The organism is Micromonospora sp. WMMD812 (assembly GCF_027497215.1).
GTDB lineage: Bacteria > Actinomycetota > Actinomycetes > Mycobacteriales > Micromonosporaceae > Micromonospora.
The window spans coordinates 3,524,235-3,544,524 of record NZ_CP114904.1; the positions used below are offsets into that span (position 1 = coordinate 3,524,235).

19 protein-coding genes are annotated in these 20,290 nt (G+C 73.6%); 4 read left to right on the plus strand and 15 right to left on the minus strand.

Translation table 11 applies throughout. The features are described from left to right. Window positions 1–33 precede the first annotated feature (33 nt). From O7603_RS16130 to O7603_RS16165, 8 genes are all read right to left on the minus strand, one after another. Complete coding sequence (locus O7603_RS16130) at window positions 34–867, minus strand: cobalt transporter (protein WP_281576532.1); 834 nt, start codon at window positions 865–867, stop codon at window positions 34–36. A 3-nt stretch (window positions 868–870) separates the two neighbouring features. Then, a complete protein-coding gene (locus O7603_RS16135; RefSeq protein WP_281576533.1) occupies window positions 871–1,539 on the minus strand; it encodes a hypothetical protein in 669 nt (222 codons plus the stop codon). 273 nt (window positions 1,540–1,812) lie between these two features. After that, the gene (locus O7603_RS16140; protein ID WP_281576534.1) at window positions 1,813–2,184 is read right to left on the minus strand and encodes a YciI family protein; all 372 of its coding nucleotides are present in this window, start codon (window positions 2,182–2,184) and stop codon (window positions 1,813–1,815) included. Window positions 2,185–2,336: 152 nt separating this feature from the next. Next, window positions 2,337–3,581: an RNA polymerase sigma factor gene (locus O7603_RS16145; RefSeq protein WP_281576535.1), complete on the minus strand. Its 1,245-nt coding sequence runs from the start codon at window positions 3,579–3,581 to the stop codon at window positions 2,337–2,339. 83 nt (window positions 3,582–3,664) lie between these two features. Continuing rightward, window positions 3,665–3,973 carry a helix-turn-helix transcriptional regulator gene (locus tag O7603_RS16150; RefSeq protein WP_281576536.1) on the minus strand — a complete coding sequence of 103 codons (309 nt, stop codon included), beginning with the start codon at window positions 3,971–3,973 and terminating at the stop codon, window positions 3,665–3,667. A gap of 94 nt (window positions 3,974–4,067) precedes the next feature. After that, on the minus strand, window positions 4,068–5,003 hold the full coding sequence (locus O7603_RS16155) for a hypothetical protein (RefSeq protein WP_281576537.1): 936 nt from the start codon (window positions 5,001–5,003) through the stop codon (window positions 4,068–4,070). 108 nt (window positions 5,004–5,111) lie between these two features. Next, window positions 5,112–5,996, minus strand: a complete 885-nt coding sequence (locus O7603_RS16160; RefSeq protein WP_281576538.1) for a hypothetical protein — start codon at window positions 5,994–5,996, stop codon at window positions 5,112–5,114. A gap of 229 nt (window positions 5,997–6,225) precedes the next feature. Continuing rightward, window positions 6,226–7,029: a PPOX class F420-dependent oxidoreductase gene (locus O7603_RS16165; RefSeq protein WP_281576539.1), complete on the minus strand. Its 804-nt coding sequence runs from the start codon at window positions 7,027–7,029 to the stop codon at window positions 6,226–6,228. 186 nt (window positions 7,030–7,215) lie between these two features. Between O7603_RS16165 and O7603_RS16170 the strand changes: the two genes are divergently transcribed. Beyond that, complete coding sequence (locus tag O7603_RS16170; RefSeq protein WP_281576713.1) at window positions 7,216–7,653, plus strand: VOC family protein; 438 nt, start codon at window positions 7,216–7,218, stop codon at window positions 7,651–7,653. Window positions 7,654–7,759: 106 nt separating this feature from the next. Here the strand turns inward: O7603_RS16170 and O7603_RS16175 are convergent, their stop codons facing one another. Together O7603_RS16175 and O7603_RS16180 are read right to left on the minus strand one after the other, a co-directional pair. After that, window positions 7,760–9,049 (minus strand): hypothetical protein, encoded by a 1,290-nt coding sequence (locus O7603_RS16175; RefSeq protein ID WP_281576540.1) that lies wholly within the window; start codon window positions 9,047–9,049, stop codon window positions 7,760–7,762. A 120-nt stretch (window positions 9,050–9,169) separates the two neighbouring features. Then, window positions 9,170–9,655, minus strand: coding sequence for a hypothetical protein (locus O7603_RS16180; RefSeq protein WP_281576541.1), 486 nt, complete (start codon window positions 9,653–9,655; stop codon window positions 9,170–9,172). 160 nt (window positions 9,656–9,815) lie between these two features. Between O7603_RS16180 and O7603_RS16185 the strand changes: the two genes are divergently transcribed. Continuing rightward, window positions 9,816–10,400 (plus strand): hypothetical protein, encoded by a 585-nt coding sequence (locus O7603_RS16185; RefSeq protein WP_281576542.1) that lies wholly within the window; start codon window positions 9,816–9,818, stop codon window positions 10,398–10,400. Between the two features lie 294 nt (window positions 10,401–10,694). On the opposite strand, the gene O7603_RS16190 is transcribed toward O7603_RS16185, so the two are convergent. From O7603_RS16190 to O7603_RS16200, 3 genes are all read right to left on the minus strand, one after another. Next, on the minus strand, window positions 10,695–11,849 hold the full coding sequence (locus O7603_RS16190) for a hypothetical protein (protein ID WP_281576543.1): 1,155 nt from the start codon (window positions 11,847–11,849) through the stop codon (window positions 10,695–10,697). Between the two features lie 218 nt (window positions 11,850–12,067). Then, window positions 12,068–14,452, minus strand: a complete 2,385-nt coding sequence (locus O7603_RS16195) for an acylase (RefSeq protein ID WP_281576544.1) — start codon at window positions 14,450–14,452, stop codon at window positions 12,068–12,070. A gap of 125 nt (window positions 14,453–14,577) precedes the next feature. Beyond that, on the minus strand, window positions 14,578–15,768 hold the full coding sequence (locus O7603_RS16200) for a hypothetical protein (protein ID WP_281576545.1): 1,191 nt from the start codon (window positions 15,766–15,768) through the stop codon (window positions 14,578–14,580). A 422-nt stretch (window positions 15,769–16,190) separates the two neighbouring features. Between O7603_RS16200 and O7603_RS16205 the strand changes: the two genes are divergently transcribed. Then, the gene (locus O7603_RS16205; protein WP_281576546.1) at window positions 16,191–17,753 is read left to right on the plus strand and encodes a gluconokinase; all 1,563 of its coding nucleotides are present in this window, start codon (window positions 16,191–16,193) and stop codon (window positions 17,751–17,753) included. A 7-nt stretch (window positions 17,754–17,760) separates the two neighbouring features. Here O7603_RS16205 and O7603_RS16210 read toward each other — a convergent pair whose 3' ends face one another. Beyond that, window positions 17,761–18,045, minus strand: coding sequence for an antibiotic biosynthesis monooxygenase family protein (locus O7603_RS16210; RefSeq protein WP_281576547.1), 285 nt, complete (start codon window positions 18,043–18,045; stop codon window positions 17,761–17,763). Between the two features lie 138 nt (window positions 18,046–18,183). On the opposite strand from O7603_RS16210, the gene O7603_RS16215 reads away from it, so the two are divergent. Further along, complete coding sequence (locus tag O7603_RS16215; protein WP_281576548.1) at window positions 18,184–19,458, plus strand: serine hydrolase; 1,275 nt, start codon at window positions 18,184–18,186, stop codon at window positions 19,456–19,458. 57 nt (window positions 19,459–19,515) lie between these two features. Here O7603_RS16215 and O7603_RS16220 read toward each other — a convergent pair whose 3' ends face one another. Then, the gene (locus O7603_RS16220; RefSeq protein WP_281576549.1) at window positions 19,516–20,274 is read right to left on the minus strand and encodes a MerR family transcriptional regulator; all 759 of its coding nucleotides are present in this window, start codon (window positions 20,272–20,274) and stop codon (window positions 19,516–19,518) included. Between the last annotated feature and the right edge of the window lie 16 nt (window positions 20,275–20,290).

A 20,290-nucleotide genomic window follows, 5' to 3' on the forward strand; every position in this document is an offset into this window, starting at 1 on the left:
GGGTGTTCTGTTGGTGTTCGGCTGGGTCGCTGGTCAGGTCCCGGGGAGGCCGGCCACGGCGGCGGCGGAGATGCCGACGCCGATGAGGGTGATCCCGCCGGCGGCCAGCACGGGGGCCACCCGCGCGCCCAACTGCAGGAGCGCGCGGGACGAGGCGGCGCGGGCCACGAGGGAGCGGCCGGTGAGGGCCAGGAGGCCGACGGTGAAGAGCACCGCGGCGAGCCCGAGACCGAAGCAGGCCACGAGGAGCAGGGCGAACCCGGCCCGGCCGGCGAAGATGCCGGTCACCAGCACGAGGAAGGCCGCCGGCGACGGCGTCAGGCCACCGGACACGCCCAGCAGGAGCAGACCGGGGCGGGAGGTGTGGGTATGGCCGTGGCTGTGGTCGTGAGTGTGGCTGTGGTCGTGGCTGTGGCCGTGCGCGTGGTGATGACCGCGCCGGCGCAGGTGGCGCAGCAGCAGCCAGAGCCCGACGGCGACGACGGTCAGGCCGGCCGCGAACTGCAGGCCGGTGGTCAGTCGCTCGAGGCTGACCAGATCGGAGAGGGAGAAGAAGGTCCAGGCGACCGCGATGGCCAGCACCGAGACGCTGTGCATCGCGGCCACCGACAGACCCAGCCAGGCGGCGTCGCGGACCCGGCCGCGGGAGCCGATCAGGTACGCCGCCGCGAGACTCTTGCCGTGGCCGGGCGCGAGCCCGTGCGCCGCCCCGGCCACGAACGCGATCACCAACGCCACCGGCACGAAACCCGGCGACTGCACGATCTCGATCAACCGATCGCCGAACCCGGCGGCGCCGAAGAAATCGCCGCTGAGGAGGCGGTCGAAGAGGCCGGAAGCAGCGCCGAGGCTCGTGGCGACGTCCATGGGTCAGGCCGCTCGCCGACGCCGGCGGTACCAGAAGATCCCGGCCGCGGCGGCGGCCAGCACGACACCCCCGATGATCAGGAGCTGCCGGGCGCTCTCGTCCGCCGACACCGCGGCCACCGTCCGGGTCGACGCGGCGCCGGAACCGGCGTCCGTGCCGCCGGCGATGCTCCAGTCCGCCGACTCGTGCTTGGCGTCGTACACCGCCTTCTGCCCGTCGGGGCCCCGGGCGAGCGTCCGGTACGCCTCGTGCAGGTCGGTGAGCATCCGGGACGTCACGGTCACCGTGCTCACCGGCCCGGGGCAGCTGAACAGCACGTCGGCGCCGTCGGCCGCCAGATCGTCGGTGACGTCGACCTTTCCCGCGCACGCCCGCCCGCCCTGCGTCACGGCGATCCGCTCGGTCAGGTAGCCCGCGAACTCCGGAGCCGTGGCCATCGCGGCGGCGTCGGAGTCCTCGTAGGTCACCGCGCCGTCGAGCATCACCCGGTCCTTCGGCAGCACCCCGAGGTCGATGCCGAGCAGGGTCAGGTCGTCGGTGCCGCCGACGCGCCAGCGGACCCGCACGCCCTGTTCGCCGTCGCCCGCGACCTCGATCTGCTGTGGAGCGCCGAACGGATGCGCCGAGGCCGGATCCGGGACGAGCCCCACGATCAGCGCCAGCGCGAGCACTCCCAGGGAGCATCGCCGGGCGTGGCGCAGGGAAAACACAGTGGACTCGCAGTTCGCTCGGAGGTCAGGCGGAAACCCAGTGATCGTTTCGGCCGCAGGTGACCAGCGAGGTCACGGAAACTGAGCGAACGTTGACAGCGAGATTGCCGGACTCCGAAGACTGCCGAGCCCGGTCGGGCCGGGTGGCGGACGGCCGTGACGGCGCGGACGAGGGCGCGGACCGTCACGTCCGCACCCTCGTCCCGCGTGCGCCCGGCGTCTTCCCCGGCCGGGTCAGGCGGGTTCCGGCCCCTCGAAGACCCGCCGCACGTCGACCTCGACGTCGACCCCGGACTCGATGAAGAGGTCCACGAACCGCCGCGCCCACTCCATCGCCTCGTCCTTGGATCGCACCTCCATCAGCGCGAACCCGGCGATGAGCTCCTTCGTCTCGGTGAACGGGCCGTCGATGACAGTGACCTTGCCCTTCTCGGCGGTGATCCGGCCCGACTCCTTGCTGCTCTTCTCGAGCCCCTCGCCCGCGAGCAGCACACCCGCCTTCGCCGCCTCGCCGACGAAGGCGCCCATCCGCTCGATGAACTCGGGGCTCGGGTCGAAGGTGCCGGGCTGGTCCTCGTCGAGCTTGTGCATCAGCATGTAGCGCATCTCAAGGTTCCTTCCAGATACCGGTCCGCGCGGGCGGGCCGTGGTGACTTCTCACTGACGCGTCGATCGGGTCCACCGGGATCCGACATCCGTCTTCAAGATTTTTTCTGAGCTTTCGACGAGGGCCCGATCGAACCGCCCGGCGACCCCCTCTAGCCGCACGCGGCGGCCCGGTCGAGCAGCAGCGCCCGCTCGCGCGCGTTGCCGGCCAGCGACGCCGCCCGCTCGAACTCGCGCCGCGCCTCGTCGCGCCGGCCGAGCTTGGCGAGCAGGTCACCGAGCACGGTGGGCAGCAGGTGGTACCGCGCGAGCGCCGGGTCGTCGGCCAGCGCCCGGGCCATCTCCAGGCCAGCGGCGGGGCCGTCGGCCTGGGCGACCGCGACGGCCCGGTTCAGCTCCACCACGGGCGAGGGCACGAGCCGGGCCAGCTCCGCGTAGAGGGTCGCGATCCGCGCCCAGTCGGTCTCCTCGGGTGTACGCGCCCGCGCGTGGCAGGCGGCGATCTCGGCCTGGACGGCGTACGGGCCGGGGTGCTCGGTGCGGGCCCGGTCGAGGGCGGCGAGGCCGCGGCGGATCAGCAGTTGGTCCCAGCGGCCCCGGTCCTGGTCGTTGAGGAGGATCGGCTCACCGTCGGGGCCGGTGCGGGCGCGGATCCGGGACGCCTGGATCTCCAGCAGCGCGGCGAGGCCGTGCACCTCCGGCTCGCCGGGCATCAGACCCTGCAACTGCCGGGCCAGGCGCAGCGCCTCCTGGGTGAGGGCGGGGCGCGTCCAGTCGTCGCCGGCGGTGGCCGCGTACCCCTCGTTGAAGATCAGGTAGACGACCTCCAGCACCGAGCCGAGGCGTTCGGCGCGGTCGGCCGGGTCGGGCACCTCGTACGGCACCCTGGCGGCGGCGAGGGCCTGCTTGGCGCGGGTGATCCGCTGGCCGATGGTGGGCTCGGTGGTGAGGAACGCGCGGGCGATCTCGCCGGTGCTCAGGCCACCGAGCAGTCGCAGGGTGAGCGCGGCCCGCGCGATCGGGGAGAGCACCGGGTGGCAGGCCACGAAGATCAGCCGGAGCAGGTCGTCCTCGATGCGGTCCTCGACGGCAGCGTCGAAGTCGGGGGTGTGGTGCTCGTCGAGGTCCCGGCCGAGCGCGTCCACCACCCGGTCGCGGGTCTGCTCGCGGCGGACCAGGTCGACGGCCCGCCGCTTGCCCACGGTCGTCAACCACGCGCCGGGGTTGGCCGGCACGCCGTCGCGGGGCCACTGTTCGAGGGCGGCGACCAGCGCGTCCTGCGCCAACTCCTCGGCCAGCCCGACGTCCCGGACGGTCCCGGCGATGCCGGCGACGACCCGGCCGGCCTCCATCCGCCACACCGTCTCGACGGTGCGCCGCACCTCGGTCTCCCCCACGGAGCACATCTCAGCAGCCCAGACCGCCGTCCGCCAACACGGCCAGCGCAACCAGTCGTCCCTGCCACGGAGGGCCGGCGTTGTCAGGCAGCGTCCGACTTCGGCGCGAATCGGACATCCAGCGTCATCTCGAGGGCTCGCGCCAGCCGCTCCAGCACCACAAGGGTCGGCACCGTCCCGCCCGCCTCGAAGCGGGCCACCGCCGACTGCGTCATACCCGCCGCTCGCGCGAGCCGGCTCTGACTCCAGCCGTGGTGTTCCCGCAGCTGCCGCACCTCCTGGCCGAGCTCGAACGCGATCCGGGTGGCCTCGTACGCCTCAGCCGCCCCTGGCTCGGCCATCCGACGGTCGCGCAAGTCGTTCCAGTCGATCCGATCGCCCCTCAAGCCCATAGCATCGATGCTATGGCGTTCGGTGGACACTCCGCAGCTCTCGGCTGTGCGTGTCGCGGTGGTTCGGCAGGCACCGCCCGCCCTACGGCCTCCGCTAACCGGTGATCGTCACCGGGACCGGCATGCCCTGCTGCACCTCGAGGACGGCCCGCTCGCCGAGCGGACGCGCGAGGTCCAGCGTGGCGGTGCGGCCCGCGCCGATCGCCGGACAGACCTGGTCGTCGCGGTTCCGGTGCTCGACGACGATGACGACGACGGCGTTCGCCGACTCGACGGCCTCGCCGGTGTAGTCGACCCCGCACGGTTGGCTCGCCGGCCCGGGTGAGCCGGTGAACGCGACGGTCAGCCGCGTGCCGGGCCGGGTGATGGTGGCCGACTGGATGCCCAGCCCGCCGGGCGCGTGGTGGGGGTCCCAGGACGGCGGGGTGACGGTGACCGTGGCCGAGTCGGCGACGGCGACCCGGGTCAGCCGCACCGCGGTTTCCTCGAGGTCGTACTCCCAGGCCGGCACCGTCGCCGGACCGCGAGAGGTCTCGATGCGCACGGTGGTGGCGCGGGCCGCGGTGACCTTCATGGGTACGCAGCCCGGGCACTCGCCGGCCCCGGCGGCCCGCAGCCGGTCGAGGGTCGCGGTGGCCGAGAGCAGCGGGACCTGCTTCGTCTCCCCGCTCACCCAGCGCACCTCGCCGGTCGGCCGGGGGGTGTCGGGCAGCGGCCCGGCGGCGACGACCTGGCCGGAGAGCAGTTTCAGCTTGTTGTCCTCGTGGGCGGGTTCCCAGTCGCCGAGCTGGCCGGTCAGCTCACCGACCGGCACGAACCGTGGGCTGTCGCCCGCCCCCGCGACCGCCGTGTCGTACCGGGCCAGCGCCTCCCGCGCCTGCTGGCGCAGCTGCTCGATGCTTTCCCCGACGGGAGCGCCGCCGATGGGAGTCTCCACCTCGGGACCGGCCGCCGGGCCGCAGCCGGCCAGCGCCACCGCCGCCGTCGCGCAGACCAGCCACCGGCGTACGAGCCTTCCGCTGAGCGTCATACCCCTTGGACGTTCAGCGCCGCGCCCCGGTTGCCGACAGGTGGGCCCGCACCGTGCACTTCCACGAGCGCGAAGTGCACGGTGCGGCCGGTCCCGCCGCGCTCGAGGTCAGCCGGCGGCGCGCCAGCTGCTCGGAACGCCGTGCACGCCGATCGGGTGGGGCCGGCCGCCGGTCCGCGTCATCAGCCAGATCTGCGGATCGATCGCCGCGGAGTTCGGGTCCCCGGCCTCGGGGTCGTTCGGGCCGCGGCCATACGCCAACCAGCGCCCGTCCGGGGACCAGGTAGGGCTCAGCTCCGTGATGTCCGGCGTATCGGTGAGCCGCCTGGTGCTGCCGGTATCGGCATCGACGAGCCACAGGTCGCCGTCCGCTTGGACGGCAATGCTGCGGCCGTTGGGGTTCCAGTCGAGGTGCCAGGCCCCCGGCAGGTCGGTGAGTGTGCGCGAGCGGGAACCGTCCGTGCGATAGATCTGCACGCCAGCCATGGTCGCTGTCGCGAAACGTTTGCCGCCGGGAGCCCACGACGTTTGCAGGTCATTGAATTCGCTCTCGGTCGCGTTACGCAACGAGGGACCGTCGCTGCTGGCGACGTAGATGTCGCCGCACGACTCGAAGCCGACCTGCGTGCCGTCCGGCGACCAGCGCGGGCTGGCCGGGGCGCACGGCCCGTCGATCAGCCACCGGTCGTCCGAGCCGTCCTGCGCCGACATGGTGCGCACGCTGAATTGTGAGACGTAGGCGATCCGGGTGCCGTCCGGCGAGTAGTCGGGGTACACGAAGGCGCCAGGAGGCAGGCTGTAGACGTACATCGCCGTCCCGTCCGGTCGGACGCTGCGCAACTCTCCGTGAACGCCGGAGGTGCTGCCGACGGAGTGTGTGTAGAGGATCCGGCCGCCGGGCGTGGCGGTCGCAGCGTTGGCCACCGAGGTCGGCAGGGCGATCACCAACATGACGACCGTCCCCATGGTCATCCAGGTGCGGCGTCGGCGCATGGAGCGCTCCTTCCGTAGAAATCGACTCGTACCTGTCTCCGGATTGTTGTCGACTCGTACAAGCCGGAAACTGACCTCAGCCGCGCCGGCGCGAGGCGTACGCAGCCCTGCCGCCGATGGGGTCTCCGCCTCGGGACCGGCCGCCGGACCGCAGCCGGCCAACATCGCTGCCGCACAGTCCGGTCACCGGCGGACGAGTCCTCCGCTGAGCGTCAGGCTCCTTGGACGTTCACGGCCGCCCCCTGGTCGCCGGCACGTCGACGCGAGCCGGCACCGCCACGAGCGCGAAGTGCACGGTGCGGCCGGTCCGGCCCCGGCCGAGCCGGTGGGTGAGCGGCACCACCACGCCGTGCAGCAGCGGGTACTTGCGGCGCAGCGCCCGCCGGGCCGTCGCGTACTCCTCGCCGCTGAGCGGGCGGGCCGTGGCCTGGACGGCCGGGCCGGTCGGCGTGCCGCGCCCGGTGGACGGGGCCACCTCGACGGCGGGGTTGTTGCGGATGCGCCGGGACTTCCACGCCCGCTCGTAGCTTCGCACGTACGCCTGTTCCCCCACGACGGCGATGCTCACCGGTGTGGCGACCGGGGTGCCGTCGCGGCGAAACGTGGTGAGCGCGACGGTCTTCTGCCGGATGAACGACGCCCACTGCGGCGACCCGGCCGGCTCGACCGGGCCGAGCACCCAGCCCAGCTCGCGCCAGCGCTCCACCAGCGCCACGGCGGCCAGTAGCGACGACACCCCGATGATCAGGGTCTGTCCGGCGCTGCCGCCGAGGTCGTGGTCGGCGACGTGCACGATCGTGTGCGCGACGCTGCCGACCAGGTAGCCGGCGAGGCCCACGGTGAACGCGTCGGCCCAGACGGTGGCCAACAGCAGGGTCGCCCCGATGCCGAGTTGGAACGAGCCGATGTCGTGCACGAAGTGCCGGTGCGGCGGGAAGTTGACGGCCTCGGCGAACGAGGCCGGTGCGAACAGCGCCCACACCCCGACGGCGACGGCCGACAGGCCGAGCAGGACCGCGATGGTACGGATCATTCGTGTCATGCCAGCGGGACGCGGCGGCGTCCGGCCCTGTGACGGTCCGGGGCCGAATCCCGCCGCAGGTCACACCCGGGGCCTACCGTGAGGCGGACGACAGCCCGGAGGAGCAGTGATGATCGACCTGTCCATCCAGGTCCGCGACGCGGTGCGGGCCTTGCCAGGAATGATCGGGGTGTGACGATGGAGCAGCGGATCAGCCTGGTCACCCTCGGCGTCGCCGACCTGCCCCGGTCCCGGGCGTTCTACGAACAGCTGGGCTGGCGCGGCCAGGAGGTCGAGGAGACGGTGTTCTTCCAGGCCGGCGGTCTGGCGCTGGTGCTGTGGGGGCGGGCCAAGCTGGCCGCGGACGCGGGCGTCGACGACGCGGGCGGCGACGGGTTCGGCGGGATGACACTGGCGCAGAACGTCCGGTCCCGCGGCGAGGTCGACGAGCTGATGGCAACGGCCGCCGCGGCCGGCGCGGCGGTCACGCAGCCGGCCCGAGAGACGTTCTACGGCGGCTACGCCGGCTGCTTCGCCGACCCGGACGGTCACGTCTGGGAGATCGCCTGGAATCCCGGCTTCCCGCTCGGCCCGGACGGCGCGCTGACCCTCCCCGACTTCGGCGCCACCGGCTGAGCCCTGCCCAGCGGCCCGCGCGAGCGCACGACGCCGCAGGCCAGCCGCCGGCGTCCGGCGGAGCAGGCCGCTGCCCTGCGCGTCAACGCTCGGGCCGCGCCGAGGGCTACTCCGGGCGAGGGCATAGCAGCGGGTCCAACAGCGGCAGCTGGATCGGGTCGAGGCAGACGGTGAGCAGCCGCGCCTCCGGCGATGCGGGCGGCGTGGTCGGCGCGGGGGCCGCGGTCGGCGGTGGGCTGCTGGGGGCCGGCGGGGTGGTCGGAGTCGGCGTCGGGGCAGGGTGGGCCGGCGTCGTGCCGCCGGTGGGCGGTGCCGGTGCGGTGGTCGGGCCGGGCGCCGGGGCCACGCCGGGGCCGGACCCACCGCCCGCTCCCGGGGCCTGCGGGCGGCGGGTCGGCTCGGTGCGCGGGGTCGGCGCCGTCTCGGCCGGCCCGGTCGGCGCATCGCCGACGGTGGGCGGTGACACCGGGTCGCCGCCGGGCGGCGTCGCACCGGTGTCCGGCGCGGTCGGTGCGGCGGTGAGGGTGGGGATGACGGCTCCGATCGCCCAGGGCCCGTCGGTGTCCGCGGCGCCCGCTTCCACCTGGTAGCGCGGTCCGCTCTGCTCCGAGCCGATGGCGGTCGCGCTCAGCGTCGCGAATGCCATCGCGGCGGCGGCGGTGACGGCGACCGCGCGCCGCTCGGGACGTATCGCGGTCAGGGGCGCCTGGTGCGGGCCCGCCAGCGGCGGCGGGGGCGGCCGGTGGCGCTGGTGGGCCTCGGCGAGCGCGTCGAGTTCCGCGACGACGAAGGCGCGTTCCCCACGGTCGTGGGCGACGGCGAGGGTGAGGTAGAAGCGGGTGTTCGCGGCGGTCGTGGCCGGCACCAGCAGCCCGGCCAGCCGACCCGCCTCGCTGGTGTGCAGCAGGGTGAGCGGCACGTCGGGGTGGTGGGCGGGGCCGGTCAGGTCCGCGTACCGCCACTCGCGCCGGTGCTCGCGGCCGCCGAAGGCCACGCGGTGGTTGGTGACCACGGCCAGGCCGGCGTCGACGACCCGCAGTCCCCTGGGCAGCGCCCGGCCGGTCGCGTCGGGCGGCCCGACGGTGAGGTCGGGTGCGGGCAGTCCGGGTACGTGCCTGGCGACGGCCTCCACCAGTTCGACGTGGGGCAGGACCCGGTAGACGAGTTCGTCGTGGTCGAGTTCCACCGGAAGGCCGGTGCGGGGCTGGGTGGCGCCGAGGAAGCCGGCGGCCTCGATCCGCTGCCGCGCCAGCTCGTCGGCGCGCCGGCTCCAGGCTTCGACCTCGGCCCGGTGGGCGCCGCGCCGCCGCTCGTTCTCGCGTTCCGCCCAGGCGACCCGCCAGGCGGGAGGTCGCGCGGTCGCCGGTGCAGTGCTGCCGGGTGATGTGATGGTCACACGCGGTACAACAGCTCGTGTTCGGGACAGGTCACGCGTCAGGGATCGATGCTTCCCTTTGTTCCCGATAAGAGAGAATTGGCCCGCACCGATGCCGGCCCCGTCCCCGGAAGTGGCCGATCAGGAGATGACCCGATGGGGGTACGCCTCGACCTCCTGCGTCCAGTGCTCGGCGGCCAGCGCCAGCGCGTCGGCGGAGACGGTCAGCGGCAGGCGGTACACGGCGGTCAGCGGACGGCGCATCCACGGCGGCAACGACTCGTAGGAGAACTCGACGGTCAACTCCAGCCGCCGGCGGCGGATGACCTGGGTGCGGAACGCCAGGTTCGGCTCGGTGAAACGCAGCAGGGCGGCCGGCGCTCCCGCGCCCGCGGCGCTCTCGGCCTGCCACCGCAGCCAGTCGGCGAGCATCCCCGCCTCGGTCACGGTCAGGCTCGGGTCGCAGTGCGACCAGGCCTGGCCGTCGGCGGTGCGGGCGTCCGCCTCGATGAGCAGCCAGTCGTCCCAGTCCGCCGCCTCCTCCGGATCGACCGGCGGCTCGACGCCCGGCTGGTAGCCGACCGGCCGGATCCTCAGCCGCGCACCGTCGTCGGAGCGTATCTCCATGCCGGTCATCATCTCGGACATCAGCTACCAATTGGGTTGAAACCGGGTGATGATCGGATAGCTCACATCCAGCCCCTGACCTGCTCCGGGGTGGCGTTTCCGGGTCGACTGCGGGGAGACCCGGATGCCGGGCCGCTCGTGGAGCTGTCAGGCTAAGACAATGATTGCCACCGATGCGCGCATTTTCGCGCCGATCGTTCCCGCGCTCCGGGTGGCCTCTCTCGGCGCACCCGTGCTGCTCCTGCTCTACGGGATCCTGCGGCTGCTCGACGGCCTGGACGGCGGCCACGGGCCGGGCTGGGCGTGGAACGTCGGCCACACACTCTTCTTCGCCTCGATCGCGCTCTTCGCCGTCCTGGCCGTGGGTCTGCGGCGGATGCTGCTGGCCGCCACACCCCGCCTGCGCGTCCTCACCGAGGTGGCCACGGCGGCGGCGCTGTCGGGGTCCGCGGCGTTCCTCTGGGTGATCCTGGGTGATCTCGTCGCCGGCCTGGCCGACGCGGCACCCCTGCCCGATCCGCTGCTCCTCGTCGGGCCGCTGCTGTTCCAGCTCGGCCTGCTGACGTTGCTCGTCCAGGCCGCCACCGTCCGGCCCCGCCGGCTGCCGCGCTGGGCGCCACCGGTGGTGCTGCTCGGCTTCGCCGCGATCGCGGTCAACCTCGACCTGCTGCCGATCGCGGGCGCGCTCATCTTCGCCGGGCTCCTGCCCCTGCGCGGCCACCCGCTCACTGACGACGGCCGCTGAACGCCGGGGCCAGTGGACGAGACAGCGGCCCGCGCACGGTGCGGGTCATTTCCTGGGTTGCGCACGGCGGAATTCACGCCAGCGCCCGGCTCGGGTGGGCATCCCGCATCGCACGTGGCGCCATGGTCCGGGCGGGCACCCGACGAGCGTGCGTGCGGGCCGCGGTCGGTGGCGACCGTAACCACTGCTCAACTTCGACAGCGACGCCCCGGCCGCTCACCCGCGCACAACGGGCGAGCGAGGCCGCCGGTCGGTGGCGGTCTCGGCCAGCTCGGCGGCGAGCCGGGCCGCCGGTCAGGTCCAGACGGTGCGGCGCACGCCGCTGTGCCCGGCGCAGGCGCTGCGCTGACCGCCGGTCAGGCTGACCACGCCGTCGCGGCACTGCACCAGGTAGCCCCGACCGGCCCAGAACTCCTGGGCGCAGTCGAAGAAGTCGCAGACCTCGGCGGCGGGTTTGCGGACCCGGTAGCCGCCGCAGAAGTCGTACCCCATGGGGTTGACCGGCGCCCCGCAGCGCCGCTCGGCGCTCGGTGTCGGCGACGGCGTGGTGCGCTTGGGCTTCGGCTCGGTCGGCTTCGCCGTCGGGGCGGCCGGGACCGAGGCCGCCGGGCGGACCAGCGCCGGGACCGGACTGGCGCTCGGCGCGGGGGTGGCCGCGACGGCCCGCTCCCCCGCCGGGTCGGACGGGCTGGATTCGATGAGCGCGGCCGGCACCAGCAGGGCGATCGCCGCGGCGACCGCGACGGTCCGCCGGCCGCCGGGCACCAGCGCGGACAGCCGGGCCTGCCCCGGGGTGGCGACCGCCGGCCGGAACGGCTTGAGCTGGGCGTGTTCGGCGATCAGCTCGTCGAGCTGGGCGAGCACCGCCGGGCGCTGCTCGATGGCGTCGGCGAACGCCAGGGTCAGCGTGAACCGGAAGTCGGCCGCCGCGTCGACCGGCACCATCAGCCCGGAGGTGCGGCGCCGGTCCAACACCTGCATGAGGGTGACCGGCGCCGCCGGGTCGTGGGCGAGCCCGGTCATCTTCCCGTACGCCCAGTCGCGCCGGCCGCGCCCGCCGAGCAGCACCAGGCGGCGGCTGGTGATCACGGCCATTCCCGCGTCGGTGACCCGGACCCCGTCCGGGCGGCGTGGACGCAGCGACGTCGCCGTCTCCGGCTGGACGGTCAGGTCCGGCGCGGGCAGCACCGCGGTGTGCCGGACCTCGACCAGTTGCGCGGCGGGCAGCACCCAGAGGACCACCTCGTCGGCGGCGAGTTCCAGCGGGAGACCGGCGCCGGCCGCCGCGGAGCCCTGGAAGTCGGCGGCGAGGGCCCGCAGCCGGCGCAGTTCGTCGTCGCGCCGCCGCCAGGCGGCCTCGGCGCTGCGGTACGTCCGGTGTCGGCGCTCGTTCTGCCGGTGCGCCCACCGGTACCGCCATGTGGAACCCGTCGAATCAGTCTTTGCCACGCCGACTCCTTCGCCGCGCAGGCCACCAACCGGGGTGTCACTCGGGACAACTGCGGCGGTGTGCGGCGCGGACACGCCGGCACCGGACGAATTGGCCAATCGGCGGAGCAAGTTGGACGATAGGGCGGTATTGCCGCGTCGATTTCTGCCCCTCGGGCGTGTCGCGTCGCGCCCGCCGATCGACGGGCGATCCGGCGGGCGCGACGGGACGGGACGGGTCAGCGGTGCCAGTGGCGGCGGCCCTCCCCCACCCGGTAGGTGCGCAGGTTCGGGTCGGCCTTGATCTGCGCCTCGGTGTACTTGATGGTGTCCCAGCCCTTGCCCGAGTAGAGGGCCGTCTGGTCGGCGTACCAGGGGGAGTTCGGGTTGGTCGACTGGGAGTAGGTGAGGATCTGCCGCCCGGACGGGCCGTGCGGGCCCAGTTCGACGGCCATCACGAACGACGAGCCGTGCACCACCTTCGGGTAGCCGACGCCGGGCACCCGGTTGTTGATGATCATGTTGAAGACGCCGGCCTCGGCGCGGCCGCCGTGGATGGGGATGCGCCGGTCGCCGCGCGGTTCGGTCTGGACGTCGCCGAGCCGGGCGTCGAGGGGGATGCCGGCGAGGCGCTGTACCGCGTCGGCGAGCGCGGTGCGTACCCGCGGGTCGGTGGTGGCGAGCCGGCTCGGGGTGCGTACGGGGTCGGTGACGCTGAAGGAATCGGCGAAGCGCAGCCCGCCGGCGAGCACGAACTCGGTGAACAGGTGGGCGCCGCGGCTGTCCAGGTCGACGTGCTGATCCCAGCCCCTCAGGGCGGCGCACGCGTCGCGCAGGTCCACGGTCGCGCCGTTCGAGGCGGTCGCCGTGGGCTGCGCGGTGCAGAGCCCCACCAGGTCGTCGCGGACCAGCTCGCCGCCGTACGCCCGGTTGCCGAACACCGTGCGCCACAGCCGCTCGGCGGTGAACCCCCGGCCGGGCAGCCCGTCGGTGCCGGCGAGACGCTGCCGCACCTGGTCCAGACCGAGCCGGGTCCGCAGGCTGCGCGCCGTGCCCTCGTCCCCGATGATCCGCGGGTAGCCCTGCAGCGGCGACTGCGGGTTGGCCAGCCAGTAGCTGTCGTTGGAGTTGGTCACGTAGTCGTCGCGGAAGCGGACCGGCAGGTTCCGCGGGCCGAGGATGCCGGGCACCACGGCGTCCCGGTCGGCGCCGAGCGCGCAGGCCGACCGGGAACCGTCCAGCACGGCCTGGCCGCTGCTCGCGTAGAGCGGCTGGAACGGCGCGGGGATGCAGGCGGCGGCGAGCGCGTCGGTCACCCGGGGCACCACCGAGTGGTCGGCGTAGAGCGCCTCGCCCCGGGAGTCGGCGGCGATCACGTTCACCCAGGGCAGGAACTGGTAGCGGTCGAGCACCCGCTCCAACTCCCGGACCGTCGAGGCGCGGCCCATCTGGAGCCACCCGTCGAACGCCCGGTTGTTGGTGGCGTTGACGTCGGTGATCGCGTACGCGGTGTCGGCGGTCCAGTCGAAGGTGCCGGGCACCACCACGACCGGCCCGAAGTGGGTGTCGTGGAAGGTGCGGCTGACCGGCACCAGGCCGCCGGCCGGGCCGGGCACCTGGACGGTGACGGTGCGGATGGTCATCTTCCGGGTCCGGCCGTCGACGTAGTAGGAGGTGGGGTCGCCGGGGACCAAGGTAAGGCGGTGCCAGACGAACCGGCGGGCGGTGGAGACGGTGTGACTCCAGGCGAGCGTGCGGTTGTGTCCGATCTCGACGATCGGGTCACCGATCAGCGCGGCGCCCTCCACGTCGTAGCGGCCCGGGACCTTGAGGTGCATCCGGTAGAAGCGCTCCGCGCCGTCCCACGGGAAGTGCGGGTTGGCCAGCACCATCCCGCCGCGGTTGGCGGTCGCCTGCTCGCCCAGCCCGTACGCGTTGCTGCCCACGCCCGCGGGCGCGCCGTCGGCGGCGGCGACGACCGCGGCCGCGCCGGGCGCGTCCTGCACGGCGGCCGGGCCGGTAGCCGTGGGCGGGGCGGCGGCGACGATCCCGTCCAGCATCGCCCGCGAGCCGGCCCGGACCATGCTGGCCCAGGTGGTACGCCAGATGTCCAGTTCGGTGAGCGGACGAACCCAGGGCCGGGCCCGGCACGCCGGGTCGGTCAGGTTCGCCGCGCCGGTGCGGCGCAGGTAGGAGTTGTAGCCGGCGACGAAGCCGCGGATCTGGTCGCGCACGTCGTCGGACGGCGAGTGCACGCCGTCGCGGCGGCCGTCGAGAAGCCGCTCGACGGCCCGGTCGTCGATCGCCTTGCGGAAGAACAGGTCGCTGCGCACGTTCGGGTCCGTCGCGCCGGTGGCGCCGAACCACCGGGACCGCTCGGCGCTGACCGTCACCACCTTCTCGGCGATGACGCAGAGGTTGTCCTCGGCCTGCACGTAGCCGACGCCGAAGCCGAGGTCGGCGAAGCTGGCAGCGGTGATGTGCGGAACCCCGTACGACGCGCGTCGGATCTCCGCCGAGTAGCCCCCGTCCCGCTGGTGCGCGCCGGCCGGTGCGGCGCCGAGCCCGGTCACGACCAGCCCCAGGGCGGCCACCGCCGCACCGAGGCGTGTGGATGGTTTCACGCGTCCTCCCCCCGTCGCGTCCCTCGAACGCCGTTGCCCGAGGGACATTCACGTTGGTCGGCATTCTCGTCGCCGCCGCGTCGCGGCGTACACCCCCGGCGCGCCGACCGTCCGACCCGGTGCGGTCAGCGGCTGTCCGGCGGCGCGCAGCGGCGCAGCCGGTCGGCCGACATCTTCCACGCGTACGCCTCGTCCACCAGGAGGCCGGCGAGCAGCTTGCGGCCCCGAGCCCGGACCGCGGCGGCGTCGGGGTGCCCGGGAAGCCACTGCTCCGGCTGCCCGACGGTCAGCTCGGCCCGCCCCTCGGGCAGCGGCGTAGCGCCGGGCGGGAGCCCGCCGAGCCGGTCGAGATGCCCGGCCGAGAGGACCTGGAACCACATGGCGTCGGGGACCAGCTCGTCGGCGAGCACCTCCACCCCGGGTCGGCGGCTGACCGGCGTCCGGCCGGCCTCGGGCCGCTGCGACCACTGCGGCACGAGCACCCGCCGGCTGTCCGGCTCGACGTCCACGCCCGCCCACAGCAGCGTCGCCGCGTGCGCGCACAGCAGGTCCCGCAGTCGGCGCATCCGCCCGGTCAGGTCGGCGGGGTCGCCGCGCGGCGACACGACGCTGAGCGCCGCCGCAGGCGGGGCACCGTGCTGGGTGCTGCCGACCGTTGCCGCCGCCAGCCGGTCGGCGCCGTCGCCGGCGAGCAGCGTCACCGCGGTGGCCGTCGGCAGGGTGGACAGCACGGCGGCGGCGGCCGGACCGGCCGTCTCGGCGGTCAGCGGCACCTGGACCCCGAGCACGGCGGCAGACACCGGGTCGGTGGGGTGGCGCTCGGCGTGCCACCAGTGCAGCGCCATGTCGAGCAGGGGCAGTGGTAGCCGCGCCGACGGGCTGCCGGCCGAGACCTCGGCCACGCGCCGGTCGCCGAAGGGCATGCCGAGCGGACCGCGCAGGTAGGCGCGGGCCGACGGGCCGAGTTCCTCGACGGCGTCGACCGGAGCAGGCCGGACCACCGAGACGACGGCGTCTCGCACCCCCGCGTCCCGCAGCTGCCAGGCCAGCAGCTCCGGTACGGCGAGGATGTTCTCGGCGGGGAGCGGGCCGAGGTCGACGAGGAGGAGATGCGCGCCGGGCAGGGGGATCGGCGCCGAGACGAAGGCCGGGCCCAGCAGCTCCCCGCCGACGCCTATCGCCTCGAGTCGAAGGAGCGCGTCCCGAAGCGCGGCCATCCCGGTGGGAGCCCGCGCGTCGTCGGAGCGCACCTCGATCGTCAGGCTCTGCCGCTCGGGCACGGTCTCATCAATGTCGAGAACGACGACGACAGCCACAGATCCCCCCGGCGATAACGCATGAGCGGTGGGGGTCGCCGAACCCATTCCCGACTTCCCGTTCCGCGTTGACTGGGACGAAGGAAGAACATTGGACTTCCTCTATTGACAGAGGAAGGGGACTGCCGGGCAGCATATGAGCATCGCCAGTCACCGGGCACCCCGTGAGGTCCGCTGCGTTCCCGGCCGGCCGATCCGTCTTATTCGCTTGAATACGCGGAACGTGAAAAGGCGCGGCCGAAGCCACGAGATGTAACAGAACCAAGCATTCCGACGCTGTTCGCGAAACCGGCCTGCCGTTGCCGGACCGTCCCGGCCGACCGTGCCGGGGCGAGCCGCGTGATCCCCGTACGGCGTGCCGGGTGTGTCGGTAATGTCGGCCGCAGCGGGGGTGGCGTCGCCCACCGGTCCGGTGCGAGGGGGTGAGCGTCGTGGCCGACTCGGGCGCAGCCCCGGAAGTGGTGATCGGCGTCGACATCGGCACCACCAGCACCAAGGCCGTCGCCTACGACACCCGCGGCACGCAACTCGCCGCGCACTCCGCCGGCTACCCCCTCGACGAGCCGCAACCCGGGTACGCCGAACAGGACCCGCAGCAGATATTCGACGCCGTCCTGACCGCGCTCCGCGCGACGGTCGCCGACCTGGACCGGCCGGTCGCCGGGCTGTCGCTCAGCGGCGCGATGCACAGCCTGATCGGCCTCGACGCCGACGGCAATCCGCTCACCACGTCGATCACCTGGGCCGACTCGCGCTCCAGCCGACAGGCCGAACGACTCCGCGCGGTCCCCTCCGGGCTGGCGCTGCACCGCCGCACCGGCACGCCGGTGCACCCGATGTCCCCACTGCCGAAGCTGCTGTGGTTCGCCGAGCAGGAGCCGCGGCTCTTCGAGCGGGTCGCGCACTGGGTCGGGATCAAGGACTGGGTGCTGCTGCGCCTGTGCGGGACGCTGGTCACCGACCATTCACTCGCCTCGGCCACCGGGCTGTTCGACATCCACCGGCTGGACTGGGACACCGAGGCCCTCGCCATCGCCAGCATCACCGCGGAGCAGCTTCCGCGGCTCGTCTCCACCACCACCGTGCTGCCCGGGCTCACCGCGCGGGCCGCGGCGGCCACCGGACTGCCCCAGCGCACCCCCGTGGTGGTCGGGGCCGGCGACGGCCCGCTGGCCAACCTCGGGCTCGGCGCGGTGCATCCCGGCGTGGTGGCCTGCTCGATCGGCACCAGCGGCGCGATGCGGGTGATGGTGGAACGCCCCGGCGTCGACCCGCTCGGCGGAGTCTTCTGCTATGCGCTGACCGAGGACCGTTGGGTGGTCGGCGGCGCGATCAACAACGGCGGCGTCGTGCTCCGGTGGGCCGGCGACGCGCTCGCTCCGGACCTCGGCGCACACTCCGAGAAGGAGTTGACCGCGCTGGCCGCCCGCGCCCCGGTCGGCTCCGGCGGGCTGATCATGCTGCCGTACCTGCTCAGCGAACGCGCGCCGAACTGGAGTGCGCTGCCCCGCGGCGCGTACGTGGGACTGACCCACGGACATCGCCGCGAGCACCTGATCCGCGCCGCGCTGGAGGGCGTGTGCCAGCAGCTCGCGCTGGTGCTGGCCTCGGTCCGCGCCGCCGGCAACGAGGTGCACGAGGTGCGGGCCAGCGGCGGGTTCGCCCGCAGCGGCCTGTGGCGACAGATGCTCGCCGACACGCTCGGCATGCCGGTGAGCTTCCCCACCGGCCCCGAGGGCTCCAGCTTCGGCGCCGCGCTGCTCGGCATGCAGGCGCTGGGCCTGATCTCCTCCATCGACGTGGCCGCCGACCTGGTCCACATCGAGGAGACCATCCGCCCCGACGCGGCCGCCGCCGCCACGTACGCCTCGCTGCTGCCGCTGTTCGCCGAGCTGTTCGACGCGCTCGTGCCCACCTTCACCTCACTGCGCCGGCTGGCGCCGGGCCTGCCCCCGGAACCGCACCCCGCCCCACCGCCGACGTGACCCGCCGTCAGGGCGCCTCGACGGCGGAGATGCGGTAGCGGTGCACCTCGGCGCCGAGGATCGCCACGGTCTGCTCCTCGGCCGGCCCCGAGCCCCGGAAGGCGAGCAACTGCTCGTCGGACTCCCAGCGTTCGTAGACGTTGATCCGCCCCGGCTCGACCGGGTCCGGACTGATCGCGAAGTCGACGCAGCCCGGCGCGGACCGCGCCTGCCGGACCGTCTCGAGGCAGGTGGCCAGGTAGGCGTCCCGCCCGGCCGGATCGACGTACAGGCTGCCGGCGACGATGAGCACTGTGGACCTCCGGGTCGGTGATATCGGTGACCCGGTGATACTCCCGCAGTGTGACGTTTTCGCGCCGTCGCCACCCTCGGACGGGTGACACGGTCGGCACGCGCGCCATCCGATCCGTGCGCTTCATATCGTACAAACGTGAGTAAAACCGACAAGAGGCGCTCATCTTCCCGGGGCGCGGTGTCCCGCGTACGACTGGCGGGCCTGACCGCCGCGGGCCTCGCGCTCGCGCTGCTGGCCCCCGAGCCGGCGGCGGCCGACGGCGGCGGCCCCGCGGCACCGCGACCGCCGGCCAGCACGCTCGCCTGGCTGGCCTTCCCCGGCGGGGTGTTCTCGGTGGACAGCGAATCACGCACCGTGCGCTACCGGGCCTGCGACGGCGACACCGGCCGGATCGCCGACCCCGACATGCGCGTAGACCACCGGATCGCCAGCGGCGAGGTCACCGTCGACGGTACGACCTACGCCTACGACGTCCCGCTGGTCGGCCGCACCCGGGGCATCGTCGAGGTGACCCGGCCCGACGCCGAGCCCGAAGGGCTGGTCGGCGACGTGGTCACCGAACCCCAGCCACCCACCGACCCGATCGCCGGCCGGCGGCTGCTCCCGCTCACCGGCCAACTGCGCGAGGTGGTCGACGCCTCCACCGCAAACCCGGCCGGCGTGACCGTCCGAGACCTCTCCGGCCGGTACGGCGACCAGCAGGTCGCGGTGAACGCCACCTTCCGCCCGAAGGCCGCCAGCGTGATCAAGCTGTGGATCCTCGTCGAGCTGCTGCGCCGCGTGGACTGCGGCCAGGTGTCGCTGGACGACGGAGTCCTGGTCACCCCGGCCCAGGTGGTCGACGGCACCGGCGAGCTGCAACACGAGACCTTCCCGCAGGTCGTCACCCTGCACCGGCTCGCCGAATACATGATCAAGTACAGCGACAACACGGCCGCGAACGTGCTGATCGACTACTTCGGCGGCTTCGCGCCGGTCAACGACCTGATCGACTCGATGAACCAGCGGGCGACGATCCTCGCGCGCAAGATGCTCGACACCGAGGCCGCCATGCGCGGCGAGGAGAACTACACCAGCCCCGACGACGTGGTCGCGCTGCTCGGCGCGGTCTGGGACGCGCAGATCCTCACCCCGGCCTCCCGGGACCTGATGATCAGCTTCATGGCCGAGCAGACCCTGAACACCAAGATCCCGGCCGCGCTGCCGCCCGGCGTGCCGGTGGCCCACAAGACCGGCGACCTGCCGGACGCCTCGCACGACGTCGGCTACTACCTGATCCCCGGCTCGCAGGTCGCGGTCGCGTTCCTCACCTCCGGCCCGATGGCCGGCGGCGACGAGACAGTCCGCCAACTGGCCCGCACCGTCTACGACTACCTCGACGGCCCACTGCCCGGCGCCGTCGAGGAGTAACCCCCCGGTGGCGGGCCGCGCCCATCCGGGCGCGGCCCGCCGGACCGGTCGGCGCCGTCAGGCGCGACCGATCGCGTTGGCGTGGATCGCCTCGTTGAGGTACGCCGCCAGGCCGGCCGCGATGTTCTCGTAGTGCGCGGTGAACCGCGGATCCGCCAGGTACATGTCGGCCAGACCCGTCTGGATCTCGTACGAGCACTCGTAGAACCAGCGGCTGATGATCTGCCGGTGCTCCTCGGCCAACTCCATCGCCTCCGGGCTGTCCGCCGCCGCACCGGACGACATGACCGCCACCATCCGCCGGCCCCAGTCCTCGTTCTCCTCCTTGATCCGCAGCCAGTCGTCCTTGCCGTACCGGGCCACGCGGCGGTTCGACTCGCGGTACGCGTCGGACCCGCCCCACCGCTGCTCCGCCTCCTCGGCGTGCGCGTCCGGGTCGAAGTCCCCGAACACCTCGAACCGCTCCTCCGGGGTCAGCCGAATGTTCACCTTCCTCGCCTCCATCGCGAACTCGATCGCCGTGACCATCTCCTGCAACCGCTTCACCCGTACCGTCAGCAACTCGTGCTGACGGCGCAGGTGCGCGGCCGGATCGGCCGCCGGGTCGTCGAGGATCGCGGCGATCTCCTCCAACGGGAACCCCAGCTCCCGGTAGTAGCGGATGAGCTGCAACCGCTCCAGGTCCGCGTCGTCGTAGCGGCGGTAGCCGGCCGCGGTACGCCCACTCGGCGACAGCAACCCGATCTCGTCGTAGTGGTGCAGCGTCCGTACCGTCACGCCGGCGACCTTCGCCACCTGGCCCACCGTGTACGCCATGGTTCCCTCCCTTCCG

Coding starts and splice junctions, on each gene's coding strand:
- O7603_RS16130 (WP_281576532.1), bottom strand. CDS start 867: ATGGACGTCGCCACGAGCCTCGGCGCTGCTTCCGGCCTCTTCGACCGC.
- O7603_RS16140 (WP_281576534.1), bottom strand. CDS start 2,184: ATGCGCTACATGCTGATGCACAAGCTCGACGAGGACCAGCCCGGCACC.
- O7603_RS16150 (WP_281576536.1), bottom strand. CDS start 3,973: ATGGGCTTGAGGGGCGATCGGATCGACTGGAACGACTTGCGCGACCGT.
- O7603_RS16155 (WP_281576537.1), bottom strand. CDS start 5,003: ATGACGCTCAGCGGAAGGCTCGTACGCCGGTGGCTGGTCTGCGCGACG.
- O7603_RS16160 (WP_281576538.1), bottom strand. CDS start 5,996: ATGCGCCGACGCCGCACCTGGATGACCATGGGGACGGTCGTCATGTTG.
- O7603_RS16165 (WP_281576539.1), bottom strand. CDS start 7,029: ATGATCCGTACCATCGCGGTCCTGCTCGGCCTGTCGGCCGTCGCCGTC.
- O7603_RS16170 (WP_281576713.1), top strand. CDS start 7,216: ATGGAGCAGCGGATCAGCCTGGTCACCCTCGGCGTCGCCGACCTGCCC.
- O7603_RS16180 (WP_281576541.1), bottom strand. CDS start 9,655: ATGGAGATACGCTCCGACGACGGTGCGCGGCTGAGGATCCGGCCGGTC.
- O7603_RS16185 (WP_281576542.1), top strand. CDS start 9,816: ATGATTGCCACCGATGCGCGCATTTTCGCGCCGATCGTTCCCGCGCTC.
- O7603_RS16220 (WP_281576549.1), bottom strand. CDS start 20,274: ATGGCGTACACGGTGGGCCAGGTGGCGAAGGTCGCCGGCGTGACGGTA.